The 19,996-nt window shown below is 65.3% G+C and carries 18 protein-coding genes; 5 read left to right on the top strand and 13 right to left on the bottom strand.

What is annotated here, in order from left to right; genetic code table 11:
* From AABE10_RS31085 to flgL, 5 genes are all read left to right on the top strand, one after another.
* On the top strand, positions 1 to 1,185 hold the full coding sequence (locus tag AABE10_RS31085) for a flagellar basal body P-ring protein FlgI (protein ID WP_342936982.1): 1,185 nt from the start codon (positions 1 to 3) through the stop codon (positions 1,183 to 1,185).
* 12 nt (positions 1,186 to 1,197) lie between these two features.
* On the top strand, positions 1,198 to 2,130 hold the full coding sequence (gene flgJ / locus AABE10_RS31080) for a flagellar assembly peptidoglycan hydrolase FlgJ (RefSeq protein WP_342936981.1): 933 nt from the start codon (positions 1,198 to 1,200) through the stop codon (positions 2,128 to 2,130).
* A gap of 294 nt (positions 2,131 to 2,424) precedes the next feature.
* On the top strand, positions 2,425 to 3,174 hold the full coding sequence (locus AABE10_RS31075) for a flagellar brake protein (protein WP_342936980.1): 750 nt from the start codon (positions 2,425 to 2,427) through the stop codon (positions 3,172 to 3,174).
* A gap of 300 nt (positions 3,175 to 3,474) precedes the next feature.
* Positions 3,475 to 5,481: a flagellar hook-associated protein FlgK gene (gene flgK, locus AABE10_RS31070; RefSeq protein ID WP_342936979.1), complete on the top strand. Its 2,007-nt coding sequence runs from the start codon at positions 3,475 to 3,477 to the stop codon at positions 5,479 to 5,481.
* A gap of 14 nt (positions 5,482 to 5,495) precedes the next feature.
* A complete protein-coding gene (flgL, locus tag AABE10_RS31065; protein WP_342936978.1) occupies positions 5,496 to 6,713 on the top strand; it encodes a flagellar hook-associated protein FlgL in 1,218 nt (405 codons plus the stop codon).
* Between the two features lie 880 nt (positions 6,714 to 7,593).
* On the opposite strand, the gene fliR is transcribed toward flgL, so the two are convergent.
* The 13 genes from fliR to fliF form a co-directional block, all read right to left on the bottom strand.
* A complete protein-coding gene (gene fliR, locus AABE10_RS31060) occupies positions 7,594 to 8,376 on the bottom strand; it encodes a flagellar biosynthetic protein FliR (protein WP_342936977.1) in 783 nt (260 codons plus the stop codon).
* A 31-nt stretch (positions 8,377 to 8,407) separates the two neighbouring features.
* Entirely contained in the window at positions 8,408 to 8,677 is a 270-nt protein-coding gene (gene fliQ / locus AABE10_RS31055) for a flagellar biosynthesis protein FliQ (protein WP_090871401.1), read from the bottom strand.
* Between the two features lie 19 nt (positions 8,678 to 8,696).
* Positions 8,697 to 9,446 carry a flagellar type III secretion system pore protein FliP gene (fliP, locus tag AABE10_RS31050; RefSeq protein ID WP_428983417.1) on the bottom strand — a complete coding sequence of 250 codons (750 nt, stop codon included), beginning with the start codon at positions 9,444 to 9,446 and terminating at the stop codon, positions 8,697 to 8,699.
* Positions 9,447 to 9,578: 132 nt separating this feature from the next.
* A complete protein-coding gene (gene fliO / locus AABE10_RS31045; protein ID WP_342936976.1) occupies positions 9,579 to 10,202 on the bottom strand; it encodes a flagellar biosynthetic protein FliO in 624 nt (207 codons plus the stop codon).
* Entirely contained in the window at positions 10,199 to 10,663 is a 465-nt protein-coding gene (gene fliN / locus AABE10_RS31040; protein ID WP_342936975.1) for a flagellar motor switch protein FliN, read from the bottom strand. Before fliN ends, fliO begins: the two co-directional genes overlap by 4 nt.
* Positions 10,656 to 11,654: a flagellar motor switch protein FliM gene (fliM, locus tag AABE10_RS31035; RefSeq protein ID WP_342936974.1), complete on the bottom strand. Its 999-nt coding sequence runs from the start codon at positions 11,652 to 11,654 to the stop codon at positions 10,656 to 10,658. The genes fliN and fliM overlap by 8 nt, the downstream gene beginning before the upstream one ends.
* Before the next feature lie 71 nt (positions 11,655 to 11,725).
* The gene (gene fliL / locus AABE10_RS31030; protein ID WP_342936973.1) at positions 11,726 to 12,229 is read right to left on the bottom strand and encodes a flagellar basal body-associated protein FliL; all 504 of its coding nucleotides are present in this window, start codon (positions 12,227 to 12,229) and stop codon (positions 11,726 to 11,728) included.
* 425 nt (positions 12,230 to 12,654) lie between these two features.
* Positions 12,655 to 14,145, bottom strand: a complete 1,491-nt coding sequence (locus AABE10_RS31025; protein WP_342936972.1) for a flagellar hook-length control protein FliK — start codon at positions 14,143 to 14,145, stop codon at positions 12,655 to 12,657.
* A gap of 75 nt (positions 14,146 to 14,220) precedes the next feature.
* The gene (gene fliJ / locus AABE10_RS31020) at positions 14,221 to 14,670 is read right to left on the bottom strand and encodes a flagellar export protein FliJ (protein WP_342936971.1); all 450 of its coding nucleotides are present in this window, start codon (positions 14,668 to 14,670) and stop codon (positions 14,221 to 14,223) included.
* A 9-nt stretch (positions 14,671 to 14,679) separates the two neighbouring features.
* Positions 14,680 to 16,353 (bottom strand): flagellar protein export ATPase FliI, encoded by a 1,674-nt coding sequence (gene fliI, locus AABE10_RS31015; protein WP_342936970.1) that lies wholly within the window; start codon positions 16,351 to 16,353, stop codon positions 14,680 to 14,682.
* On the bottom strand, positions 16,347 to 17,021 hold the full coding sequence (fliH, locus tag AABE10_RS31010) for a flagellar assembly protein FliH (RefSeq protein WP_342936969.1): 675 nt from the start codon (positions 17,019 to 17,021) through the stop codon (positions 16,347 to 16,349). The genes fliI and fliH overlap by 7 nt, the downstream gene beginning before the upstream one ends.
* Positions 17,008 to 18,003 carry a flagellar motor switch protein FliG gene (fliG, locus tag AABE10_RS31005; protein ID WP_342936968.1) on the bottom strand — a complete coding sequence of 332 codons (996 nt, stop codon included), beginning with the start codon at positions 18,001 to 18,003 and terminating at the stop codon, positions 17,008 to 17,010. Before fliG ends, fliH begins: the two co-directional genes overlap by 14 nt.
* On the bottom strand, positions 17,993 to 19,774 hold the full coding sequence (fliF, locus tag AABE10_RS31000; RefSeq protein ID WP_342936967.1) for a flagellar basal-body MS-ring/collar protein FliF: 1,782 nt from the start codon (positions 19,772 to 19,774) through the stop codon (positions 17,993 to 17,995). Before fliF ends, fliG begins: the two co-directional genes overlap by 11 nt.
* Positions 19,775 to 19,996 lie beyond the last annotated feature (222 nt).

The raw sequence follows: 19,996 nt of genomic DNA, 5'->3' as shown, positions 1-19,996 counted from the left end.
ATGCGTACCGTTTCTCTCTTCGGCCCGGTTTTCAGCTTCGCGACGCGCGCGCTGGCCGTGGTCGCGCTCGCATGCGCGGCGCTGCCCGTCACGACGCACGTTGCGCACGCCGAGCGCCTGAAAGACCTCGCGCAGATCCAGGGCGTGCGCGACAACCCGCTGATCGGCTATGGCCTCGTCGTCGGTCTCGACGGCACGGGCGACCAGACGATGCAGACGCCCTTCACGACGCAGACGCTCGCGAACATGCTCGCGAACCTCGGCATCTCGATCAACAACCAGCAGGCGGGCGCGAGCAACTCGGGCGCGAACGCGCTCTCCAGCATGCAGTTGAAGAACGTCGCGGCCGTGATGGTGACGGCCTCGCTGCCCGCGTTCGCGCGTCCCGGCGAAGCGATCGACGTCACCGTGTCGTCGCTCGGCAACGCGAAGAGCCTGCGCGGCGGCACACTGCTGCTCACGCCGCTCAAGGGCGCGGACGGCGCGGTGTACGCGCTCGCGCAGGGCAACATGGCCGTCGGCGGCGCGGGTGCGAGCGCGAACGGCAGCCGCGTGCAGGTGAACCAGCTTGCGGCGGGCCGCATCGCAGGCGGCGCGATCGTCGAGCGCTCGGTGCCGACGACGATCTCGCAGGCGGGCACGATGCAGCTCGAACTGAACGACATGGACTACGACACGACGCAGCGCGTGACGTCGGCGATCAACAACGCGTTCGGCTTCGGCACGGCCGTTGCGCTCGACGGCCGCACGATCCAGTTGCGCGCGCCCGCCGATCCGGCGCAGCAGGTGTCGTTCATGGCGCAGTTGCAGAACCTCGACGTGAAGCCCGCGCAGGCCGCCGCGAAGGTGATCCTGAACGCGCGCACGGGCTCGATCGTGATGAACCAGATGGTCACGCTGCAAAGCTGCGCGGTCGCGCACGGCAATCTGTCCGTGATCGTCAACACGCAGCCCGTCGTGAGCCAGCCGGGCGCGTTCTCGAACGGCCAGACGGTGGTCGCGCAGCAGTCGCAGATTTCGATGAAGCAGGACAACGGCTCGCTCAAGCTCGTCACGGCGGGCGCGAATCTCGCGGAAGTGGTGAAGGCGCTCAACGCGCTCGGCGCAACGCCCGCCGATCTGATGTCGATCCTCCAGGCCATGAAGGCAGCAGGTGCACTGCGCGCCGACCTTGAGATCATCTAAGGAACAGTGACAATGAACTCCGACACGACACGCAACGCAGCGAATGACCTGACAAACCGCTTTGCGCTCGACGTGCAGGGCTTCGACGCGATGCGCGCCCAGGCGGCCGCGAATCCGCGCGAGGCGATGAAGTCGGCGGCGAAGCAGTTCGATGCCGTCTTCACGCAGATGATGTTGAAGAGCATGCGCGACGCAACGCCGTCCGACGGCCCATTTGATTCGCACGATACGGCTACTTTTACGTCGATGATGGACCAGCAGCTTGCGCAGCAGATGTCGTCGAAGGGTATCGGCGTGGCCGATGCGATGCTCAAGCAGTTGATGCGCAACTCGGGCATGTCCGCCGACGATGCGAACGCGGGCAACAACGCCGCGCTGAACGCGCTCGCAAAGGCGTACGCGAATCCCGCGAGCAACGGCGCGCTGCGCATGGGCCGAGGCTATTCGGCGAACAGCGCGCTGACGCCGCCCGTGCACGGCGACGGCTCGTCGGGAAAGGTCGATGCGTTCGTCGACAAGCTCGCTGCGCCCGCGCAGGCGGCCAGCGCCGCGACGGGCATTCCGGCGCGCTTCATCATCGGCCAGGCTGCGCTCGAATCGGGCTGGGGCAAGCGCGAGATCAAGAAGGCGGACGGCACGACGACTCACAACGTGTTTGGCATCAAGGCCACCGACGACTGGACGGGCAAGACGGTCGCGACAGTCACGACCGAGTACATCAACGGCCGCCCGCAGCGCGTGGTCGAAAAATTCCGCGCATACGACTCGTACGAGGAAGCGATGACCGATTACGCGAGCTTCCTGAAGTCCAACCCGCGCTATGCGCAAGTCATCAATTCGTCGCGCGACGTGAACGGCTTCGCGCAGGGCATGCAGCGCGCGGGCTACGCGACCGATCCGCACTACGCGAAAAAACTCATCTCCATCATGCAGAAAATGGTGTGATGCGGTCTCCGGACGCGGCGCTCGCCGCGTTCATCCTGCTTTTCCACTTTCGTAATTCGCGCGCAAATTGGCGTATCCTTTCTTCGTTGCAGTGTCAAACGTTTGCGAAAAATATTTCGCAAAAGCGGTCTAAACTTTGACCTGACGCTGCCGCTAAACAGTCAGACCCGATACCGGAATGCTGTGTATGAGACCGGTCCAACGCGCGTTTCGCGACCCCGGAAGGCCGGCTGAGAGCCGGCTAGCCATGTTCCCGTGGCGCGCCCGCAAGAACGAAGAGAAATTGGCAAGGCCATGAATACCACCCAGTCGAATGGTGATGACCGCGAGACGGAAGGCGTCGACTTCGGCCGACGCAATCCGCTTGAGATCGGCGTGCAATTGCGCAACCTGCTCAACCGCGGCGATTTTCTGACCGTGCAGTACAAGGGCGGCCAGCTGGTGACGAAGATTCTCGAAGTGGACGTGCGGGAACGTACTTTTACGTTCGACTGGGGCGCGCTCGCGGATCAGAACCGGGGTCTGCTGACGTCGCCGGAAGGGCATTTTCACGCGACGCCCGACGGCGTGCGCGTGCACTTCGTCACGCAGACGCCGCGCGAAACGACGTACGAAGGCCGTCCTTCGTTCGAGGCCGATTTCCCCGACGTGCTGTATTACGTGCAACGCCGCGAGTATTTCCGCGTCGATGCGCCGTTGCTCGATCCGTACATCTGCCGTGGCCGCCTGCCGGATGGCGATGGTTTCCGTTTCGAGGTGCAGGACCTGTCGCTGGGCGGCATCGCGATGCGCACCAGCGACGAGCGCGTGATGTCGCTCGAACACGGCGTGCGACTGCTCGACACGGAAGTGTCGCTGGGCTCGCTCGGGACGCTGCAACTCGATCTCGAACTGATGTCGAACCGCGCCATTGCGCTGCCCAACGGCTCGCAGCGCTATACGCTTGGTTTCCGTTTCCTGTCGCTGCCGGGCAATGCGGAAAACACGTTGCAACGCCTCATCACGCAACTCGAAATGAAGCGCCGCTCGCTCGCGCGCGCCTGAATCCGAACACGCCTCACCCTCCCCTGATTCGATACGCATGCGCTGACGCGGCCCTGTTCGCCGCACGCGCGTGCGCGTCCACCTGCGGCACTCCTGAGCCGCACGGTTTGCATCGAGAAATGCCGGATGCAGCCGCATCGAAAAGCCGCATGAAAAAGCGCATCGAAAAACGCGGCAAAAAATGATGCGGCGCCATCAATTGGCCCTCAATGTTCGCGCGCGCAGGCCGATATACAAAGTGTTCGGTCAATCTGGCGGTGCTGCATGCGCCGCCTCTTACGCCGTCTTTCAGGATGACGCATGTCCAGCAACCTCTTTAGCATCGGCCTCAGCGGACTCAATGCAGCCCAGTGGGGGCTGACGACGACGGGTCAGAACATCAGCAACCAGGCGACGCCGGGCTATTCCGTCGAGCGCCCCGTCTACGCGGAATCGAGCGGACAGTACACGGGCTCCGGCTACATCGGCAGCGGCGTGTCGACGACGACCATCCAGCGCCAGTACAGCCAGTACCTGACGACCGAGCTGAACAACGCGCAGTCGCAGTCCGGTTCGCTGACCACGTACTACAACATGATCGCGCAGCTCAACAACATGGTCGGCAGTCCGACCTCTGGCATTTCGAGCGCGATCACGAGCTACTTCACGGGCCTGCAGAACGTCGCGAACGATGCATCGAATCCCGCGATGCGCCAAAGCGCCGTCAGCAACGCGCAATCGTTGGCGGACCAGATCAACGCGGCGGGCGACCAGTACGACCAGTTGCGCGCGAGCGTCAACACGCAGATCGGCGACACCGTCAAGCAGATCAACAGCTACACCGCGCAGATCGCGCAACTGAATTCTCAGATCCAGGCGCTGAGCGCGCAAGGCCAGCCGCCGAACCAGCTGCTCGACCAGCGCGACCTCGCCGTGTCCAACCTGTCGCAAATGGTCGGCGTGCAGGTCGTGCAGGGCGACAGCGGCTACAGCGTGTTCATGAGCAACGGCCAGCCGCTCGTCGTCGCGGACAAGAGCTTCAATCTCACGACGGTCACGTCGCCGTCGGACCCGACGGAAACGGCCGTTGCCTACGCGGGGCTCGCGAGCCAGGCCGCAACGTCGACGCCGCAGATCCTGCCCGACAGCACTGCGCTGGGCGGCCAGCTCGGCGGGCTGATGACGTTCCGCAGTCAGACGCTCGATCCCGCCGAAGCGCAACTCGGCGCGATCGCGACGAGCTTCGCGGCTCAGGTGAACGCACAGAATGCGCTCGGCATCGACCTGAACGGCAACAAGGGCGGCGCGCTTTTCACCGTCGGCAATCCGACCGTCTATGCGAACGCGAACAACACCGGCAACGGCAATCTCGGCGTCACGCTGACGAACCCGGCGCAGCCGCCGTCGAGCGACTACACGCTGTCGTACGACGGAACGAACTACACGCTCACCGATCGTGAGACGGGCCAGGTCGTCGGCCAGGCGACGAACCTTACCAGCCCGATCGGCGGCATGCAGTTCTCGCTCGGAACGACGACGATGAACGCGGGCGATTCGTTCACGGTCGAGCCGACGCGCGGCGCGCTGAACGGTTTCGCGCTGACGACGACCAGTGGCACGGCGATTGCCGCTTCGTCGCCCGTTCTGGTGACGGCGGGCAGCTCGAACACGGGCACCGCGACGGTCACGCAAGGCACGGTGACGGCGGGCTACTCGGTGCCTTCGACGGCAACGGACATCAAATACAGCGTGACGACGACCACGCCGCCGGCGGGTGTGCTGTCGGGCTTTCCGGCTGGCTCGATCGTGACGGTTCCGGGATCGGCGCCGTACACGATCAACGCGACGACGGATCAGGTGCCATACGATCCGAGCAAGGGTCTTTCGCTGACCATTACGTCGAACACGGCGGCGACGCCTCCTGGCCCGATCAACAACGTGTCGCTGCAGATCACGGGCACGCCGTCCGATGGCGACACGTTCACGATCGCGGCGAATCCGTCGGGCGGCAAGGACGGCCGCAACGCGCAGCTGATGTCGAATCTCGTGACGACGAAGGCGATGGGCAACGGCACGCTCACGCTGACCGACTCGTATGCGAACTACGTGAACGACATCGGCAACCAGACGAACCAGGTGCAATCTTCGAGCAAGGCTCAGGCATCGCTTGTGACGCAGATCACGACGGCGCAGCAGTCGATATCCGGTGTGAACATCAACGAGGAAGCCGCGAACCTGCTGCAATACCAGCAGCTGTATCAGGCGAACAGCAAGGTCATCCAGACGGCCTCGACGCTGTTCCAGACGATCCTCGGCATCTTCCAGTGAGGCGTTGAACGCATATGCGCATCTCTACTACGCAATATTTCGGCATGAACGTCCAGACGATGGACGATCAGCAGGCGACGCTCGCGCAGCTGTATCAGCAGTTGTCGAGCGGCGTGAGTCTCGCGACGCCGTCGGACAATCCCGTCGGCGCGGCGCAGGCGGTGCAGCTCAGCATGCAGGGAACGACGCTGTCGCAGTACTCGAGCAACCAGAATACGGCGCTGTCGTCGCTGCAGGCCGAGGACAGCTCGCTCTCCAGCATCAGCGGCGTGCTGACGTCGATCAACACGCAGATCGTCCATGCGGGCGACGGGTCGCTCAACGATGCCAACCGGTCGGCGATCGCGACCGAGCTGCAAGCTTTGCGGAACCAGTTGATGGGCCTCGCGAACGGCACCGATGCGTCGGGCAACTACCTCTATGGCGGTTATCAGGCATCGACGCCGCCTTTTTCGGTCGGTACGAGCGGCGCCGTGCAATACAGCGGGGATAACGGCGTGCAGTATGTGCAGGTGACAAGCTCGCGCAGCATTGCCGTTGCCGATACGGGCAAGGCCGTGTTCCTCAGCAGCTCGCAGCCCGGAAGCACGAGCGTGGCGGCGGGCGCATTGAGCAATACGGGCACGGGGGCGATCGGCGGCGTGACGCTCAACAACTCGACCGATCCGACGAACAATCACAAGTTCACGATCAACTTCACGTCGGGGACCACGTTCACTGTCACCGATGTCGCGACGAACACGACGAGCGCGCCGCAGACGTATGCGGCCGGCCAGCCGATCGTGCTCGGTGGTGGCGGCCAGAGCGTCACGATTTCCGGCGCGCCGAGCGGCGGCGACAGTTTTTCGGTCACGCCGGCTGGACAAACAAGCGATGTGTTCGCCAATCTGGACAGCGTGATTGCCGCTTTGCAGACGCCGGCGACGGGCGCGACCGGGCAGGCGAATCTGACGAACGCGCTGGGAACGGCGTTGACGCAGTTGCAAAACACGCTGAACAACGTGACGACGATCCAGACGTCCGTTGGCGGGCGCGAACAGGAGATCGAGGCGTTGCAGACCGTCACGCAATCCAATTCGTTGCAGACGCAAAGCAATCTCGCTGATCTGACGCAGACGAATCTGACCAAGGTCATCAGCCAGTACACGATGACCCAGGCGTCGTTGCAGGCTGCGCAGCAGGGCTTCTCGATGATTCAGAAGCTGTCGTTGTTCGATTACATCGGGAATTGATTTGTTTTTTTGTCTGCGACGCTGCTTGGGTTCTTTTAGCGTGCCGCTGGCATTTGCGGTTGCCTGGATCTTTTAGCGTGCCGCTGGCATTCGCGATGCGCCTCTGGCTTTCAGCGCGCCGCGCTGGCGTCCGCTTAGCGCCTCGCGGCGCGGGCGTTGCCCCTGTGCGGGGCGGCACCTACTTTTCTTTGCCGCCGCAAAGAAAAGTAGGCAAAAGAAAGCGGGCTAACACCGCCCGCACTTGCCCTCTACCCACGGGCTCTCAACGTCCCCATTCTTCATGCGGCAACGTGCTATCCCATACGCGTTGCCAAGGCGTTGATCAAACGCCTCACCCAGTACATGCACCCGTGTTGCGGTCCGCGACATCGAATATGCTCGCCCCCTTTGCGGCAAACTGTGTGTAGGCATTCGCACCGCACAGGAAACCTTCGCTATGCGATGCGGCTACCGTGCGGGCTTTGCCCCGTACGACACGGCAACCTCGTTCACTACCGACATGCGGCGCTGAACGTTCGATGCCCCTAGCTATCCCACGCGTGTATGAAGCGGGTGAGGCGTTTAGCCGGCGCGTTTGCAACGAACATTAACCAGCACATTAACGGGTGAAGGATGGGGACATTGAGAGCCCGTGGGTAAGGGGCAAGCGCGGGCGGTGTTAGCCCGCTTTCTTTTGCCTACTTTTCTTTGCGGCGGCAAAGAAAAGCAGGTGCCGCCCCGCACAGGGGCAACGCCCGCGCCGCGAGGCGCTAAGCGGATGCCAGCGGCACGCTGAAAGACCCAGGCAATCGCGAATGCCAGCGGCACGCTGAAAGCCAGAGGCGCATCGCCGATGCCAGCTACAAAGTCAAAAAACCAACCAGCGTCGCAGACAAAAAACCTACCTCAACCCCACCGCCACGCGCCCCATCTCATCAATCCCGTTCTCAAACAGCCGTGAAAAGAACGGCATCATATTCGGCAGCATCAACTGGATGAGCAGCAAGCCGGTAATCACCGTCACCGGCAAGCCCACCTGAAACACGCCGATCTGCGGCGCAGCCCGATTAAGAATACCCAGCGCGAGATTCGTGATCAGCAGCGCCGTCACGACAGGCAGCGACAGCAGCAGCCCCGCGCTGATCACCGTGCTGCCCCAGCCGACAAGCACGCGCCAGCCGTTCGCGCCCAGCACGTTCGCCGCGACGGGCAACGACTGAAATGTCTGCAGCAGCGCCGACAGCATCTGCAAATGCCCGTCGAGCGCGAGAAAGGTCAACAGCGCAATCATGTTCACGAAGCGCGACATCACATCCGTCGAGCCCGCCGCATGCGGATCGAAGAACGTCGCGAAGCCGAGCCCCATGCTCATGCCCATGAACGCGCCCGCGGCCTCCACCGCTGCGAATACCATCTGCATCGTGAAGCCCAGCGCCACGCCGATCAGAAACTGGTTGACGATGATCCAGACGCCCTGCGCCGAAAACACCGTCACCTGCGGCATCGCGCCGAGCGTCGGCGCGACGATGATCGTGACGAACGCGGCGAGGCCGATCTTCACGCGAATCGGCAGCGACTTCTCGCCGAACGCGGGCGCCGTCGCCATCAACGCGAGAATCCGCACGAACGGCCACAGGAACGCGGTGAGCCAGACGTTCAGCTGCTCGTAGGTGACGGAAAACATCGCGCGTCGAAAGAGGGAAAGGAAAGCGCGCTCAGTTGGCGAGCGTCGGAATGCTCGTGAACATGTGGCGCATGTAGTCGAGCATCTTCGCGAGCATCCACGGGCCGATCAGCACGAGCGTCACGGCGATCGCGAACAGCTTCGGAATGAACGACAGCGTGGCTTCGTTGATCTGCGTCGCAGCCTGGAAAAGACTCACGACGAGACCGACGATCAATCCCACGAAAAGCGGCGGTGCGGCCAGCAGCAGCGCGATGTACATCGCGTCGTGCGCGAGCGTGGTGACGGTTTCGGGTGTCATGGCGTCAGTCTCCCGGGTATCAGGTGAAGCTCTGCGCAAGCGAGCCGATGATCAGCTGCCATCCGTCGACGAGCACGAACAGCATCAGCTTGAAGGGCAGCGAAATGGTCGCGGGCGAGATCATCATCATGCCCATCGACATCAGCACGCTCGCCACCACCATGTCGATGATCACGAACGGAATGAACACGGTGAAGCCGATCTGGAAGCCCGTCTTCAGCTCGCTCGTCACGAACGAGGGCACCAGCAGCGACAGCGGCACGTCTTCCGGGCCCTGCATCGGTGCCGCGTGCGAGATGCGCGCGAAGAGCGCGAGGTCGCTCTCGCGGGTCTGCTTCAGCATGAACGCCTTGAACGGCGCGACCCCGCGCTTCACCGCTTCGTCCATCTGGATCGTGCCTTCGGAGAAGGGCTTGTAGCCGTCGTTATACGCCTTGTCGAGCACGGGCGACATCACGAACAGCGTCAGAAACAGCGCGAGGCCGACCAGCACCTGGTTGGGCGGCGTCGTCGACGCGCCGATCGCCTGACGCAGCAGCGACAGCACGATGATGATGCGCGTGAAGCTCGTCATCATCAGCACCATCGCGGGCAGGAACGACAGCATCGTGAGCAGCAGCATCGTCTGCACGCTCAGCGAGTAGGTCGTGCCGCCGTTCGGGCCGGGGCTCGTGTTGAACGCGGGCAAGCCCGCCGTCTGCGCGAACGAGAGCGTCGGCAGCGCGAGCATCAGCGCGGGCACGGCGAGCGGCGCAACACGCGACGCCATACGTGCCGCGCGTTTGACGACGCGCGCCGCCATCGAAGCCTGCGTCGAAGAAGGGGCGTGGGAAGACATGCGGGAAAGGGCGTGGAAACCCTGAGCGCAGTCGCGCTGCGCGTCAGATCGGTCGTACTGCATTTACTGTTCTCCGCTCGCGCGCCGCTGGAAACGTCTGCTGGCTTCGTTTTTGAGCGCGTCGCGAAAGCGTTGTCCGAAAGTGCCGCTCAACTGGACGGGACCGCCGCCGATGGTCGAGCCGGCTGCGCCGGGCGCGGCGGCCGGGCCGGTGAAAGGGATGCCGCCCGAGGCCGAGCCGGCGGGCATCGTATGCAACAGACGCACGTTGCCGGGCGCCGCGCCGAGCACGAGCCATGTGTCGCCGATTTCGACGACGGCCACGCGCTCCTTGCCGCCGAGCGACGTGCCGCCGATCGTCTTCACGATGCCGCCGCGCTGGCCCGGTTGCAGGCCGAAGCGGCGCGCGAGCCACGCGCAGCCGAACACGAGGCCGATCACGACGGCCAGCCCCACGATCGTCTGCAACACGGCGCCGACACCGAGCGACGGCACCGCCGTTCCCGCGCCGACGCTCGAGGCGATCTTCGCGGCGTTGTTCACGGCGTTCATGTCGGCGGCCTGCGCGAGGTTCGACGCGCCTGCGCAGAGCGCAGCACCCGCCAGCGCAACCGACGACACGAAACGGGCGCGCGCAAGCGACACGCCGCTTGCAAAAAACGCGTCCCGATGCACAGCGTGTTTCATCGATTCAGCTTCCGGATACGCTCGGACGGCGTAATGATGTCCGTCAGGCGAATGCCGAACTTGTCGTTTACGACGACCACTTCGCCCTGCGCGATCAGGCAGCCGTTGACGAGCACGTCCATCGGCTCGCCCGCGAGGCCGTCCAGCTCGACGACGGAACCTTGCGCGAGTTGCAGCAGGTTGCGGATCGCGATCTTCGTGCGGCCGAGTTCGACCGTCATCTGGACGGGGATGTCCAGGATCATGTCGATGTCGTTGCGCGTCGTGGTCGGCTCGACCTTCGACAGCGGCTGGAACACGCCCGCCGTGCTCGTGCTCACGGGCGGATTGTTGTTCTGCTCGGCGAGCGCGCTCGCCCAGTCGTCGAGGGCGGCTTCGTCTGCGCCGACGGCCGCCGCCGGATCGGTGATCTTCGAGTCTTCCGGCATGTCCATTTCGGGTGTCGAGTTCAGCTCAGTCATATCCCGCTTCCTTCATCGTGTCCGCTGCGCTGATCATCTTCTGGACCCGCAACGCATATTGACCATTGAAAATTCCGTAGCCGCATTCCATCACCGGCACGCCGTCGACTTTCGCGGTGATGTGCTCGGGGACGTTGAGCGGCAGCACGTCGCCCGCCTTCATATTGAGAATCTCCTGGAACGTCACGGGGATCTGCGCGAGATCGGCCGTCAGTTCCACTTCGGCGGCCTGCACCTGCTGCGACAGCACGCGCACCCAGCGGCGGTCCACTTCGAGCGCTTCGCCCTGGATCGGCGACGAGAGCACGTCGCGGATCGGCTCGATCATCGAGTACGGCATGCAGATGTGCAGCGTGCCGCCCGTCGGGCCGAATTCGATCGAGAACTGCGTGACGATCACGATCTCGTTCGGGGTGGCAACGTTTGCGAACTGCGTGTGCATCTCCGAGCGCACGTATTCGAACTGCAACGGACGCACGCTCTTCCACGCCGTCGAATAGTGCTCGAACACGAGGCCGAGCAGCTTGCTGATGATGCGCTGCTCGGTCTGCGTGAAGTCGCGGCCTTCGACGCGCGTATGAAAGCGCCCGTCGCCGCCGAACAGGTTGTCGACCACGAAGAACACGAGGTTCGGATCGAACACGAACAGCGACGTGCCGCGCAGCGGCTTCACGTGGACGAGGTTCAGGTTCGTCGGGATCGGGAGGTTGCGCGTGAATTCGCTGTACTTCTGCACCTTCACCTGGCCGACGGAGATTTCCGCCGTGCGCCGCATGAAGTTGAAAATGCCGACGCGCAAGAGCCGCGCGAAACGGTCGTTGATGATTTCGAGGCCGGGCATCCGGCCTCGGACGATGCGTTCCTGCGTCGCAATGTTGTACGGGCGGACGCCGCCGTGATCGGCCTCGCCGGATTGCGAGTCGGATTCGCCCGTAACGCCCTTGAGGAGGGCATCGACCTCCTCCTGGGACATGAACTCTTCGTGGCCCATTCCTATTCCTCGTGCGTCCCTTCGCGATGGATGGCGCGGTTCAAGATCAAGTCAGTCAGCGCGACGCGCCGTTACTGGACGACGAATTCGGTGAACAGCACGTCTTCGACGCGCACCTGAAGGCCATTCGGCTCGGTCGGCTGTTCGACCAGCGTTTCGAGTTCCTTCGCGAGCGCTTTCTTGCCGTCGAGCGTCGCGAGTTCATCGGGATGCTTGGCCGACAGCGCGAGCAGCACGCGGCTGCGGATCTCGGGCATGTGTTCGGTCAGATGCTCCTGCACCTTCTGATCGGCGAGCTTCAGCGTCAGGCCGATGCGCAGGTAGTGCAGCTGGCCGTCGTCGGATTGCAGGTTCACCGTCATCGATTCGAGCGGGAAGAAGATGGGAGCGGCTGCGATCACGGGTCCTGCCGCCGTCGCGGCCGAGGGCGCGCGCTTCGACATGAAGAACCAGGTGGCTGCGCCGGCTGCGCCTGCCGCGACCAGCGCGATCAGCAGGATCACAACAATGCGGTTGACGAGGCCCGAGGACGAGGGCTTCGCGTTGGCTTGCTGGTTTGCGGTCGTGGATGCCATGGAATTGATTGCCTCAATGCTGTAGGTGAATTTTCAGGTGTCTGACAGTGCCGCGATGGGTCGAAAAGAAGGGATATTCACGTTTAGCTCGTTTGTTTGCCTCGTTCCGGCCACTGGTGCCGATCCTTCATCGACGCGCGGCGCGGCGAGCCGCCCGCCGCGCGTGATGTCCCAGGCGACGACCGCCGTGGGTGCTGCCTTGACTTCAGAGAGGGCTGCGACGCGGGGGCGAGCGCGATACAGCGCGATGCGTATCCTTGCCTCTCCCGTGCATCGCCTGGCCGTGCGCTGAAAGCTCCTGTCGTTTTCATCATCGGCATGCGCACGCGGGCCTCGCGCGCGCAACGCATGCCTTCAATCGTTATCAGGGAAGCACGGCGCGGCCGCCGCCCTCACGGCGAGCCGCTTGCGCTGTGCGCGCGGAATCAGGCGAACGTGTCGACGAGTCCGACGGTGCGGCGCACGGGCGCGTTCACGGCCGTCGCGCTGTCCGCGACGCCGATGCCCGCGTCACCACGGCTGCCGCCGCGGCCGCCGCGCGCGCTGCCGCTGCGCTCGTCGCCCTGCTGGCTGGTCTGCCGGGAAAAGCCGTCGCTGACGCTCGCGCTTCCCAACCCGATGCCGCCTTGTTCCATCGCTTCGCGCAGTTTCGGCAGCGCGGCTTCGACCGCGTCGCGGACCTGCTGATGCTGCGAAACGAAGAGGGCATGTGCATGGTTATCGGCAACCTGGAGGACGACCTGTAGCGGCCCGAGGTCGCGCGGGTTCAGCGTGAGTTCCGCCGACTGCTGATGCGCGTTGGTGAGAAACACGACCTTCTGGCTGAAGGCGTCTTCCCAGTCGGACGAGCCGACGTGCGGCGCGACCGCGTTCGCCATCGCGGCCGTCGCGGGATTGGAGGCCTGGCTCGCAACCGTCGATGCCGTCGCCGCTGCCGCTGCCGCCTGAGTCGCGGCAAGCGCGTCGTTCGTGCCGGCCGTGGGCGTGGCGGAAGCGTTCTGCGGCGCGTTCGCGGTCGCTGCCGCAAGCGCTTCGGCGGGACTTTGCGGCGTCGCGGTTCCGGTGGATGGGGCGGCCGTGGCGGCTGCATTCGTCGATGCCGCGTCGCCCTTCGCGTTGTGGAAATCGCCGATCGTCAGGCCCTTGCCCGCGTTCATGCCGTGGCCGCCGAGCGTCGCGTCGCCCGTAGCAGGCGTGCCCGCTTTCGCGGACGCCGTGTTCATCGCGGGCGCCGCGCCCTGGCCGCTGGCCATCGCAGCGAACGCCGCTTGCAGCGCATCTTGCGTGGCTTTCGGATCGAGCGATGCGATCTTTTTCGAAGGCGTCTGGATGACGGGCGTCGTCGTGTTGCCGGCGACAGGCGTCATGGCGGGCGAGGTCGGCTGCGTGTCGCTGTCGGCCGTGGCCGCCGCCGCCGCGTTTGCCGCGTTGCTCGCCTGTGCCTGTGCCTGAGCGGCGGCTGCGGCCGCCGCTGCGGCAGCCGCCGTTTCAGCCGTGGCCGCGCTGGTGGTCGGCGCGTCGCCGTTCTGCTTCGACGCGGAGTCGCTCTTGTCCTTGCCATTCGCGCTGCCCGTCGATGCCGTCTGCTGCGCGCTGTCGGTCTGGCTCGCGGATTTCGTGCTGTCGGTCGTGCTCGCGTTCTTCGGTGCGTCGGCGGGCGGCGGTGCGTCGTGCACGCTGGAATCGCCCGCACTCGTCCCGCTGTTCGATGCCGATGGCGTCGGCGCTGCGCTGGGCGCGGACGGGGACGGCGCCGGCGCGGGCGCGCTGGGCGCCTGATTCTGCGCGTCGATGCTTTGTTGCAGCGTCGTCGAGAAGGGCAGCGCGCTGCTCGCGCTTGCGCCATTCGACGCGCTGCTGCCCGATGTGCCGCTCGTTGCGCCGAGCAGCGAGTTGATCAGTGAAAGAGGCGACATGCTAAATCTCGTTTGGTCGTGTCAGTCCCATTGCGCGCAATACAGCGATATGGCGCGCGATGCCCGGAAGCGCCTTCATGCGCCTTCCGCGCGCATCCGGAGAATTCGTGCGCCGTGCTCGTCGGCGTCCCGTTGTTCGCGGCGTGCGTCGGCCCGCGCTTGCGCAGCGATGCCGCGCGCTTCGAGCACTTCGTAAGAGCCGAGCTTCTGCTTGCTGTGCTGCCACTCGGGCTTCGCCGCTTCGACACGCGCCGTCGCGGCCGCCAGCAACTGGCGTTGCTGTTCGATCGCGGCATCGAGCGTGTCGATGAATGCCTGGAAATTGCGCATGTTGCCGGCGGGCATGCCCGCCTTCGCCGTTTCCGTAAAGCGCCGGTGATATTCGTCGCGGTACTCGATCAGCGAATTCAGCTGCGCTTCGATGTCGTTGCGCTCGCGCTGCATGCGGCCGAGCTTGCGCGCGGCGGCATCGACGTCGTCTTGCGCGAGACCGATTAGTGTCTTGATCGGAAAGTGCTTGCTCATTCAGTCTCCTTAACCGAACAGCGAGTCGAGGTGCGCGACGCTGGCTTCGAACCCGGCGCTTTCGCGAAAACCTTGTTGCAGGAACGCTTCCATGCGCGGATACAGCGCGATCGCGCGATCGAGCACGCCGTCGCGTCCCGCCGAATACGCGCCGACGTTGATCAGATCGCGGTTGCGCTGGTAGCGCGACAGCATCTGCTTGAACTGGCGCGTGCGGTCGAGATGCGCGTCGCTGATGAGCGACGTCATCGCGCGGCTGATCGACGCTTCGATGTCGATCGCGGGATAGTGGCCTGCTTCGGCGAGCACGCGCGACAGCACGATGTGGCCGTCGAGAATCGCGCGCGCCGAATCGGCGATCGGGTCCTGCTGGTCGTCGCCTTCCGTCAGCACCGTATAGAACGCGGTGATCGAGCCGCCGCCTTCGGGGCCGTTGCCCGTGCGCTCGACGAGCGCGGGCAGCTTCGCGAACACCGACGGCGGATAGCCTTTCGTCGCAGGCGGCTCGCCGATCGCGAGCGCGATTTCACGCTGCGCCATCGCGTAGCGCGTCAGCGAATCCATCAGCAAGAGCACGTGCTTGCCCTGATCGCGGAAATATTCAGCAAGCGATGTCGCGTACGCGGCGCCCTGCATCCGCAGGAGCGGCGACACGTCGGCGGGCGCGGCGACGACGACGGAACGCGCGAGGCCGTCCTCGCCGAGAATCTGCTCGATGAACTCCTTCACTTCGCGGCCGCGTTCGCCGATCAGGCCGATCACGATCACTTCCGCGCTCGTGTAGCGCGCCATCGTGCCGAGCAGCACCGACTTGCCGACGCCCGAACCGGCGAACAGACCCATGCGCTGGCCGCGTCCGACGGTGAGCAGCGCGTTGATCGCGCGCACGCCGACGTCGAGCACCTTATGGATCGGCTCGCGATGCAGCGGGTTGATGGTGGGCGCGGTGAGCGGCGCGTCGTTGCGCGCGTTGAGCGGGCCGAAGCCGTCGAGCGGCTTGCCCGACGCGTCGACCACGCGGCCGAGCAGTTCCCAGCCGACGGGCAGGCGCTTTGCGCCCGCCATCGGATCGGCGATGGGCGCGGTTTCGAGCGGATAGACGCGCGCGCCGGGCAGCAGCCCCGCGACCTCCGTCGTCGGCATCAGAAAGAGCTTGTCGCCGGAGAAGCCGACCACTTCGGCTTCCGCCATCGTGCGCGTGCTGCCGGGCGGCAGTTCGATCATCACTTCCGAGCCGACGGCGAGCCGCAGCCCGACCGCTTCGAGCACGAGACCGGCCGCGCGCGTCAGACGTCCGCACGCGCGCAGCGGCCGCGCGATCTGGTTGCGTTCGCGCAAGCCGTTCAGACGTGTGCGCCAGGCTTGCAGATGCGGATTGCTGGCGAGCGCGGGATCGGGCGGGCGCTTGGGCGGTGGCGCCGACTCGCGGCTCGCGGGCGCAGCGAGCGGATGCGCGGCTGGATGCTCAACGGGATGCGGTGCGTTCGCACCAGCGTCCGCTGCATCGGACGTGATAGCGTCGGCGCCCGCATGGGCCGACGAAATCGCCGATTCCAATGCCGCGAGCGACGCTTCCATCTGCGCGACGGTGAGCGCCTCGGCGCCGAACGACGCCAGCGCCAGTTCGCGCTCCAGTGGCGTCAGGTCGCTCTGCTGAATGTCTTCGATGGTCGGCTTTACCATGTGCTTGCCTTGCCGAGCGCGGCGGCGACGCGCTCCCAGCGCGTGCCGATGCCGGCGTCCACTTCGCCCGTCGTGGAAATCGCGCGGCAGCCGCCGCGTTCGATCGCGGGATCGGTGCGCACGGTCCAGCCGCGCGTCTGCAACTCTTCAAGCAGATACGCTTCGACGACGGGCAGATCGGCGGGGCTCACGATCAGGGCGGGCGCGCCGATCAGCGCCGGTTCCGTGGCCATCACTTCGCGTGCGGCGGCGATCAGCGCAGTCGGATCGTGCTGCACGTGCTGACGCACCACTTGTTGCGCAATGTCGAGCGCGAGCGCGACGATCGTTTCGGACAGTTCGTGCTGCGCATTGTCGAGCGCCGCCTTGAACGTCTCGGCGAGCGCGGCGAGCTGCGCGGCTTCCGCGCGCGCTTCCGCCTGACCCTGCTCGAAGCCCTGCGCGCGGCCCTGCTCGTAGCCGGCCTGATAGCCGAGTGCCTGCCCGGCGACATGACCGGACGCGACGCCTTGCGCGTGCGCGGCCTCGCGCAGGCGTTCCAGCTCGGCTTCGAACGCGCCGTCGTCGACGGGTTCCGGCTCGGGCACCGGGTCGAACGAGGCCATCTCCCAGCGCTGGTAGGCCGGGCGGCTTTCCTCGCGCATGGAGTCGTGGTCAGACATACGCATCTTCCGCCTTGCCGCCGATCACGATCGCTCCCGATTCGGCGAGATTGCGCACGACCTGAAGGATCTTGCGCTGTTGCGTTTCCACTTCCGACACGCGGACGGGGCCGCGCGCGTCGAGGTCTTCCGCGAGCAGCTCGGCTGCGCGCTGCGACATGTTCGACAGGAACTTCTGGCGCAGCGCGGGCTGCGCGCCCTTCAGCGAGATGATCAGCGTTTCTGACTCGACTTCCTTCAGCAGCAGCTGGATCGCGCGGTCTTCGAGGTCGAGCAGGTTGTCGAACACGAACATCTGATCGATGATCTTCTGCGCAAGCTCGGCGTCGTGCTGGCGGACGTTGTCGATGACGGACTCTTCGTGGTTGCTCGGCAGGAAGTTGAGAATTTCCGCCGCCGTCCTGATGCCGCCCATCGGGCTGCGCTTCAGGTTGTCGCTGCCCGAGAGCAGGCCCGTCAGCACGTCGTCGAGTTCGCGCAGCGCGGCGGGCTGGATGCCGTCGAGCGTCGCAATGCGCAGCAGCACGTCGTTGCGCAGGCGCTCGGTGAAGCAGGAAACGATCTCCGACGCCTGATCGCGGTCCAGATGCACGAGAATCGTCGCGATGATCTGCGGGTGCTCGTTCTTGATCAGCTCTGCGACGGCGCCCGAGTCCATCCACTTCAGCCCTTCGATGCCGCTCGTGTCGCTGCCCTGCAGGATGCGATCGATGATCGCGCCTGCCTTGTCGTCGCCGAGCGCCTTCGTCAGCACGGAGCGGATGTACTCGCTCGAATCCAGCGACAGGGCCGTGTGCTTGTCGGCTTCCGCGACGAACTCGTGCAGCACCTCGTCGATCTGCTCGCGCGTGATGTTCTTCAGCGACGCCATCGCGACGCCGATCTTCTGGACCTCGCGCGGCCCGAGAAACTTGAATACCTGAGCCGCCTCTTCCTCGCCGATCGACATCAGCAGGAGCGCGCTCTTCAATACGCCTTCAGTGCTCATCGGACACCCAGCTCTTCACGACGGTTGCAACGATCTTCGGATCCTGGCGCGCGATCTGACGCGCGTACTCAAGGTTCCGCTCGTATCTGGCCTTGTCGCTTTCCAGCGCGACCAGCGTGCCTTCATCCTCTTCGTCGGCAATCGCGACCGCGCCCGGCAGGCCGTCGAGCACGGGCTCGTCCGGCGACGGCAGCGCGGCGGCCGGCTCGGGCGGCGGAAACGCGCGGCGCAGCGCCGGCTTGACCATCACGAAGTAGAGGAACAGCGCGACGAGGCCGATGCCTGCGTACGTCGCGATCTGCTTGTACAGCGCGATCATGTCCTTCGTGCGCCACCACGGCAGGTCGGCGTCCGGATCGGGGATCGTCGTGAAGGCGCTGTTCACCACGTTGACCGAGTCGCCGCGCGCCTGGTCAAAGCCCATCGCGTCCTTCACCAGCTGCGTGACCTGCGCGAGCTTGTCGGCGGGAACCGGCTGCATCGTCGCGTGACCCTTCGCGTCGACGACGCGCATGTAGTTCACCACCACGGCCACGGACAGGCGCTTGATGCCGCCCGTCGCCTTCTCGGTGTGGCTCACGGTCTTGTCGAGCTCGTAGTTGGTCGTCGAATCCTTGCGGTCGCTGACGGGCGTCGTCGTCACGCCGCTTGCGCCGTTCGCGCTCGCGACGATGGGCGCCGAGGCCGGCTGCGGCGGCTGGTTCGACAGCGCGCCCGGCACGCCCTGCGCGCCGCTCTGCGTCATTTCCGTGGCCGTGCTCGTCTGCTGGCTGCGGATCGCGGCCTGCTGCGCGTTCGCGTTCGGGCCGTAGTTTTCGGACGTCTGCTCGCCCTTCGTGAAATCGATGTCGGCGCTCACCTGCGAATGCGCGTTGCCTGCGCCGAACAGCGGCGCGAGAATCGCGTCGATGCGCTGCTGCGTGTTGTGCTCGATCTGCTGCACGTACTTTAGCTGCGTCGCGTCGAGGCCGCTGCCGTTGGCGCCCGCCTGCGTGAGCAGGTTGCCGTCCTGATCGATGATCGTCACGTTGCGCACGGGCAGATCGGGCACGGCCGACGCCACCATATGCGTGATCGCCACAACCTGGCCTTCGTCGAGCATGCGGCCCGGATACAGATTGACGAGCACTGACGCCGACGGCGCTTCGCGGTCGCGCACGAACACGGTCGGCTTCGGAATCGCCAGATGGACGCGCGCCGTCTTCACCGTCGAGATCGACTCGATCGTGCGCTGCAGTTCGCCTTCCAGCGCGCGCTGATAGTTCACCTGCTCGGCGAACTGGCTGATGCCGAACTTCTGGTTGTCCATCAGCTCGAAGCCGACCGAGCCGCTCTTCGGCAGGCCCTGCGAGGCGAGGCGCAGACGCATTTCATGCACCTGATCGGCGGGCACGAGGATCGCGCCGCCCGCATCGGAAAACTTGTACGGCACGTTCGCCTGCTGGAGCGCGGCAACGATTGCGCCGCCGTCCTGATCGGAGACGTTGCTGTAGAGCACCTTGTAGTCCGGCGCGCGCGACCAGAGGATCAGCCCCGCAATGACGGCGACCAGCAGCGCCACCGCGAAGATCAGCGGCGCGCGCGGGTTGCCGCGCATCTGCGACAGCGACGCGGGCAGGCCCGGAAAGCGCGTGGGGAAGCCACCGCCGCCCGTGCCGCCGAGGTCGACGCCCGCTGCGCCGGCCGTGGCAGCGCCTGCCGTGCCCGGCTGCGCGCCGGCGAGGCCCATGCGGGCGTCGGGGTTGATCAAAGAGTTGGCTGACGAATCCATGCGTCGGGTTTCTCCGGAATGCTTTCGAGTTCTGCCCGCGGCGCCCGGGCTTGCGGCGCGCACCGGCAGAGACTTTCACGCTAGGGATTATCCGCATGGGCTGGCAACCCGATGCTTCGAATAGCGGGGGGTTTCCCCCTTACTTTCGCGGCTTTCGGAGGGGGGCCGCTGCTATGCTTCCTGTCCAATCGGTGCATGGCGCGAATGCTCGCCGCATCCCAC

It is taken from the genome of Paraburkholderia diazotrophica (assembly GCF_038900755.1).
In the GTDB taxonomy this organism is placed as follows: domain Bacteria; phylum Pseudomonadota; class Gammaproteobacteria; order Burkholderiales; family Burkholderiaceae; genus Paraburkholderia; species Paraburkholderia diazotrophica_A.
The sequence above is the reverse complement of the archived record's forward strand: the minus strand, read 5'-3'. Positions and strand labels throughout refer to the sequence as shown.

Excerpts from the sequence above, each read along its gene's own strand:
- fliI (WP_342936970.1), bottom strand. The coding sequence starts at position 16,353 with ATGGTAAAGCCGACCATCGAAGACATTCAGCAGAGCGACCTGACGCCA.
- flgL (WP_342936978.1), top strand. The coding sequence starts at position 5,496 with ATGCGCATCTCTACTACGCAATATTTCGGCATGAACGTCCAGACGATG.
- fliG (WP_342936968.1), bottom strand. The coding sequence starts at position 18,003 with ATGAGCACTGAAGGCGTATTGAAGAGCGCGCTCCTGCTGATGTCGATC.
- fliQ (WP_090871401.1), bottom strand. The coding sequence starts at position 8,677 with ATGACACCCGAAACCGTCACCACGCTCGCGCACGACGCGATGTACATC.
- flgJ (WP_342936981.1), top strand. The coding sequence starts at position 1,198 with ATGAACTCCGACACGACACGCAACGCAGCGAATGACCTGACAAACCGC.
- fliJ (WP_342936971.1), bottom strand. The coding sequence starts at position 14,670 with ATGAGCAAGCACTTTCCGATCAAGACACTAATCGGTCTCGCGCAAGAC.
- fliL (WP_342936973.1), bottom strand. The coding sequence starts at position 12,229 with ATGGCATCCACGACCGCAAACCAGCAAGCCAACGCGAAGCCCTCGTCC.
- AABE10_RS31085 (WP_342936982.1), top strand. The coding sequence starts at position 1 with ATGCGTACCGTTTCTCTCTTCGGCCCGGTTTTCAGCTTCGCGACGCGC.
- fliP (WP_428983417.1), bottom strand. The coding sequence starts at position 9,446 with ATGGCGTCGCGTGTTGCGCCGCTCGCCGTGCCCGCGCTGATGCTCGCG.
- AABE10_RS31075 (WP_342936980.1), top strand. The coding sequence starts at position 2,425 with ATGAATACCACCCAGTCGAATGGTGATGACCGCGAGACGGAAGGCGTC.
- fliH (WP_342936969.1), bottom strand. The coding sequence starts at position 17,021 with ATGCGTATGTCTGACCACGACTCCATGCGCGAGGAAAGCCGCCCGGCC.
- fliN (WP_342936975.1), bottom strand. The coding sequence starts at position 10,663 with ATGACTGAGCTGAACTCGACACCCGAAATGGACATGCCGGAAGACTCG.
- AABE10_RS31025 (WP_342936972.1), bottom strand. The coding sequence starts at position 14,145 with ATGTCGCCTCTTTCACTGATCAACTCGCTGCTCGGCGCAACGAGCGGC.
- fliR (WP_342936977.1), bottom strand. The coding sequence starts at position 8,376 with ATGTTTTCCGTCACCTACGAGCAGCTGAACGTCTGGCTCACCGCGTTC.
- flgK (WP_342936979.1), top strand. The coding sequence starts at position 3,475 with ATGTCCAGCAACCTCTTTAGCATCGGCCTCAGCGGACTCAATGCAGCC.
- fliO (WP_342936976.1), bottom strand. The coding sequence starts at position 10,202 with ATGAAACACGCTGTGCATCGGGACGCGTTTTTTGCAAGCGGCGTGTCG.
- fliM (WP_342936974.1), bottom strand. The coding sequence starts at position 11,654 with ATGGGCCACGAAGAGTTCATGTCCCAGGAGGAGGTCGATGCCCTCCTC.
- fliF (WP_342936967.1), bottom strand. The coding sequence starts at position 19,774 with ATGGATTCGTCAGCCAACTCTTTGATCAACCCCGACGCCCGCATGGGC.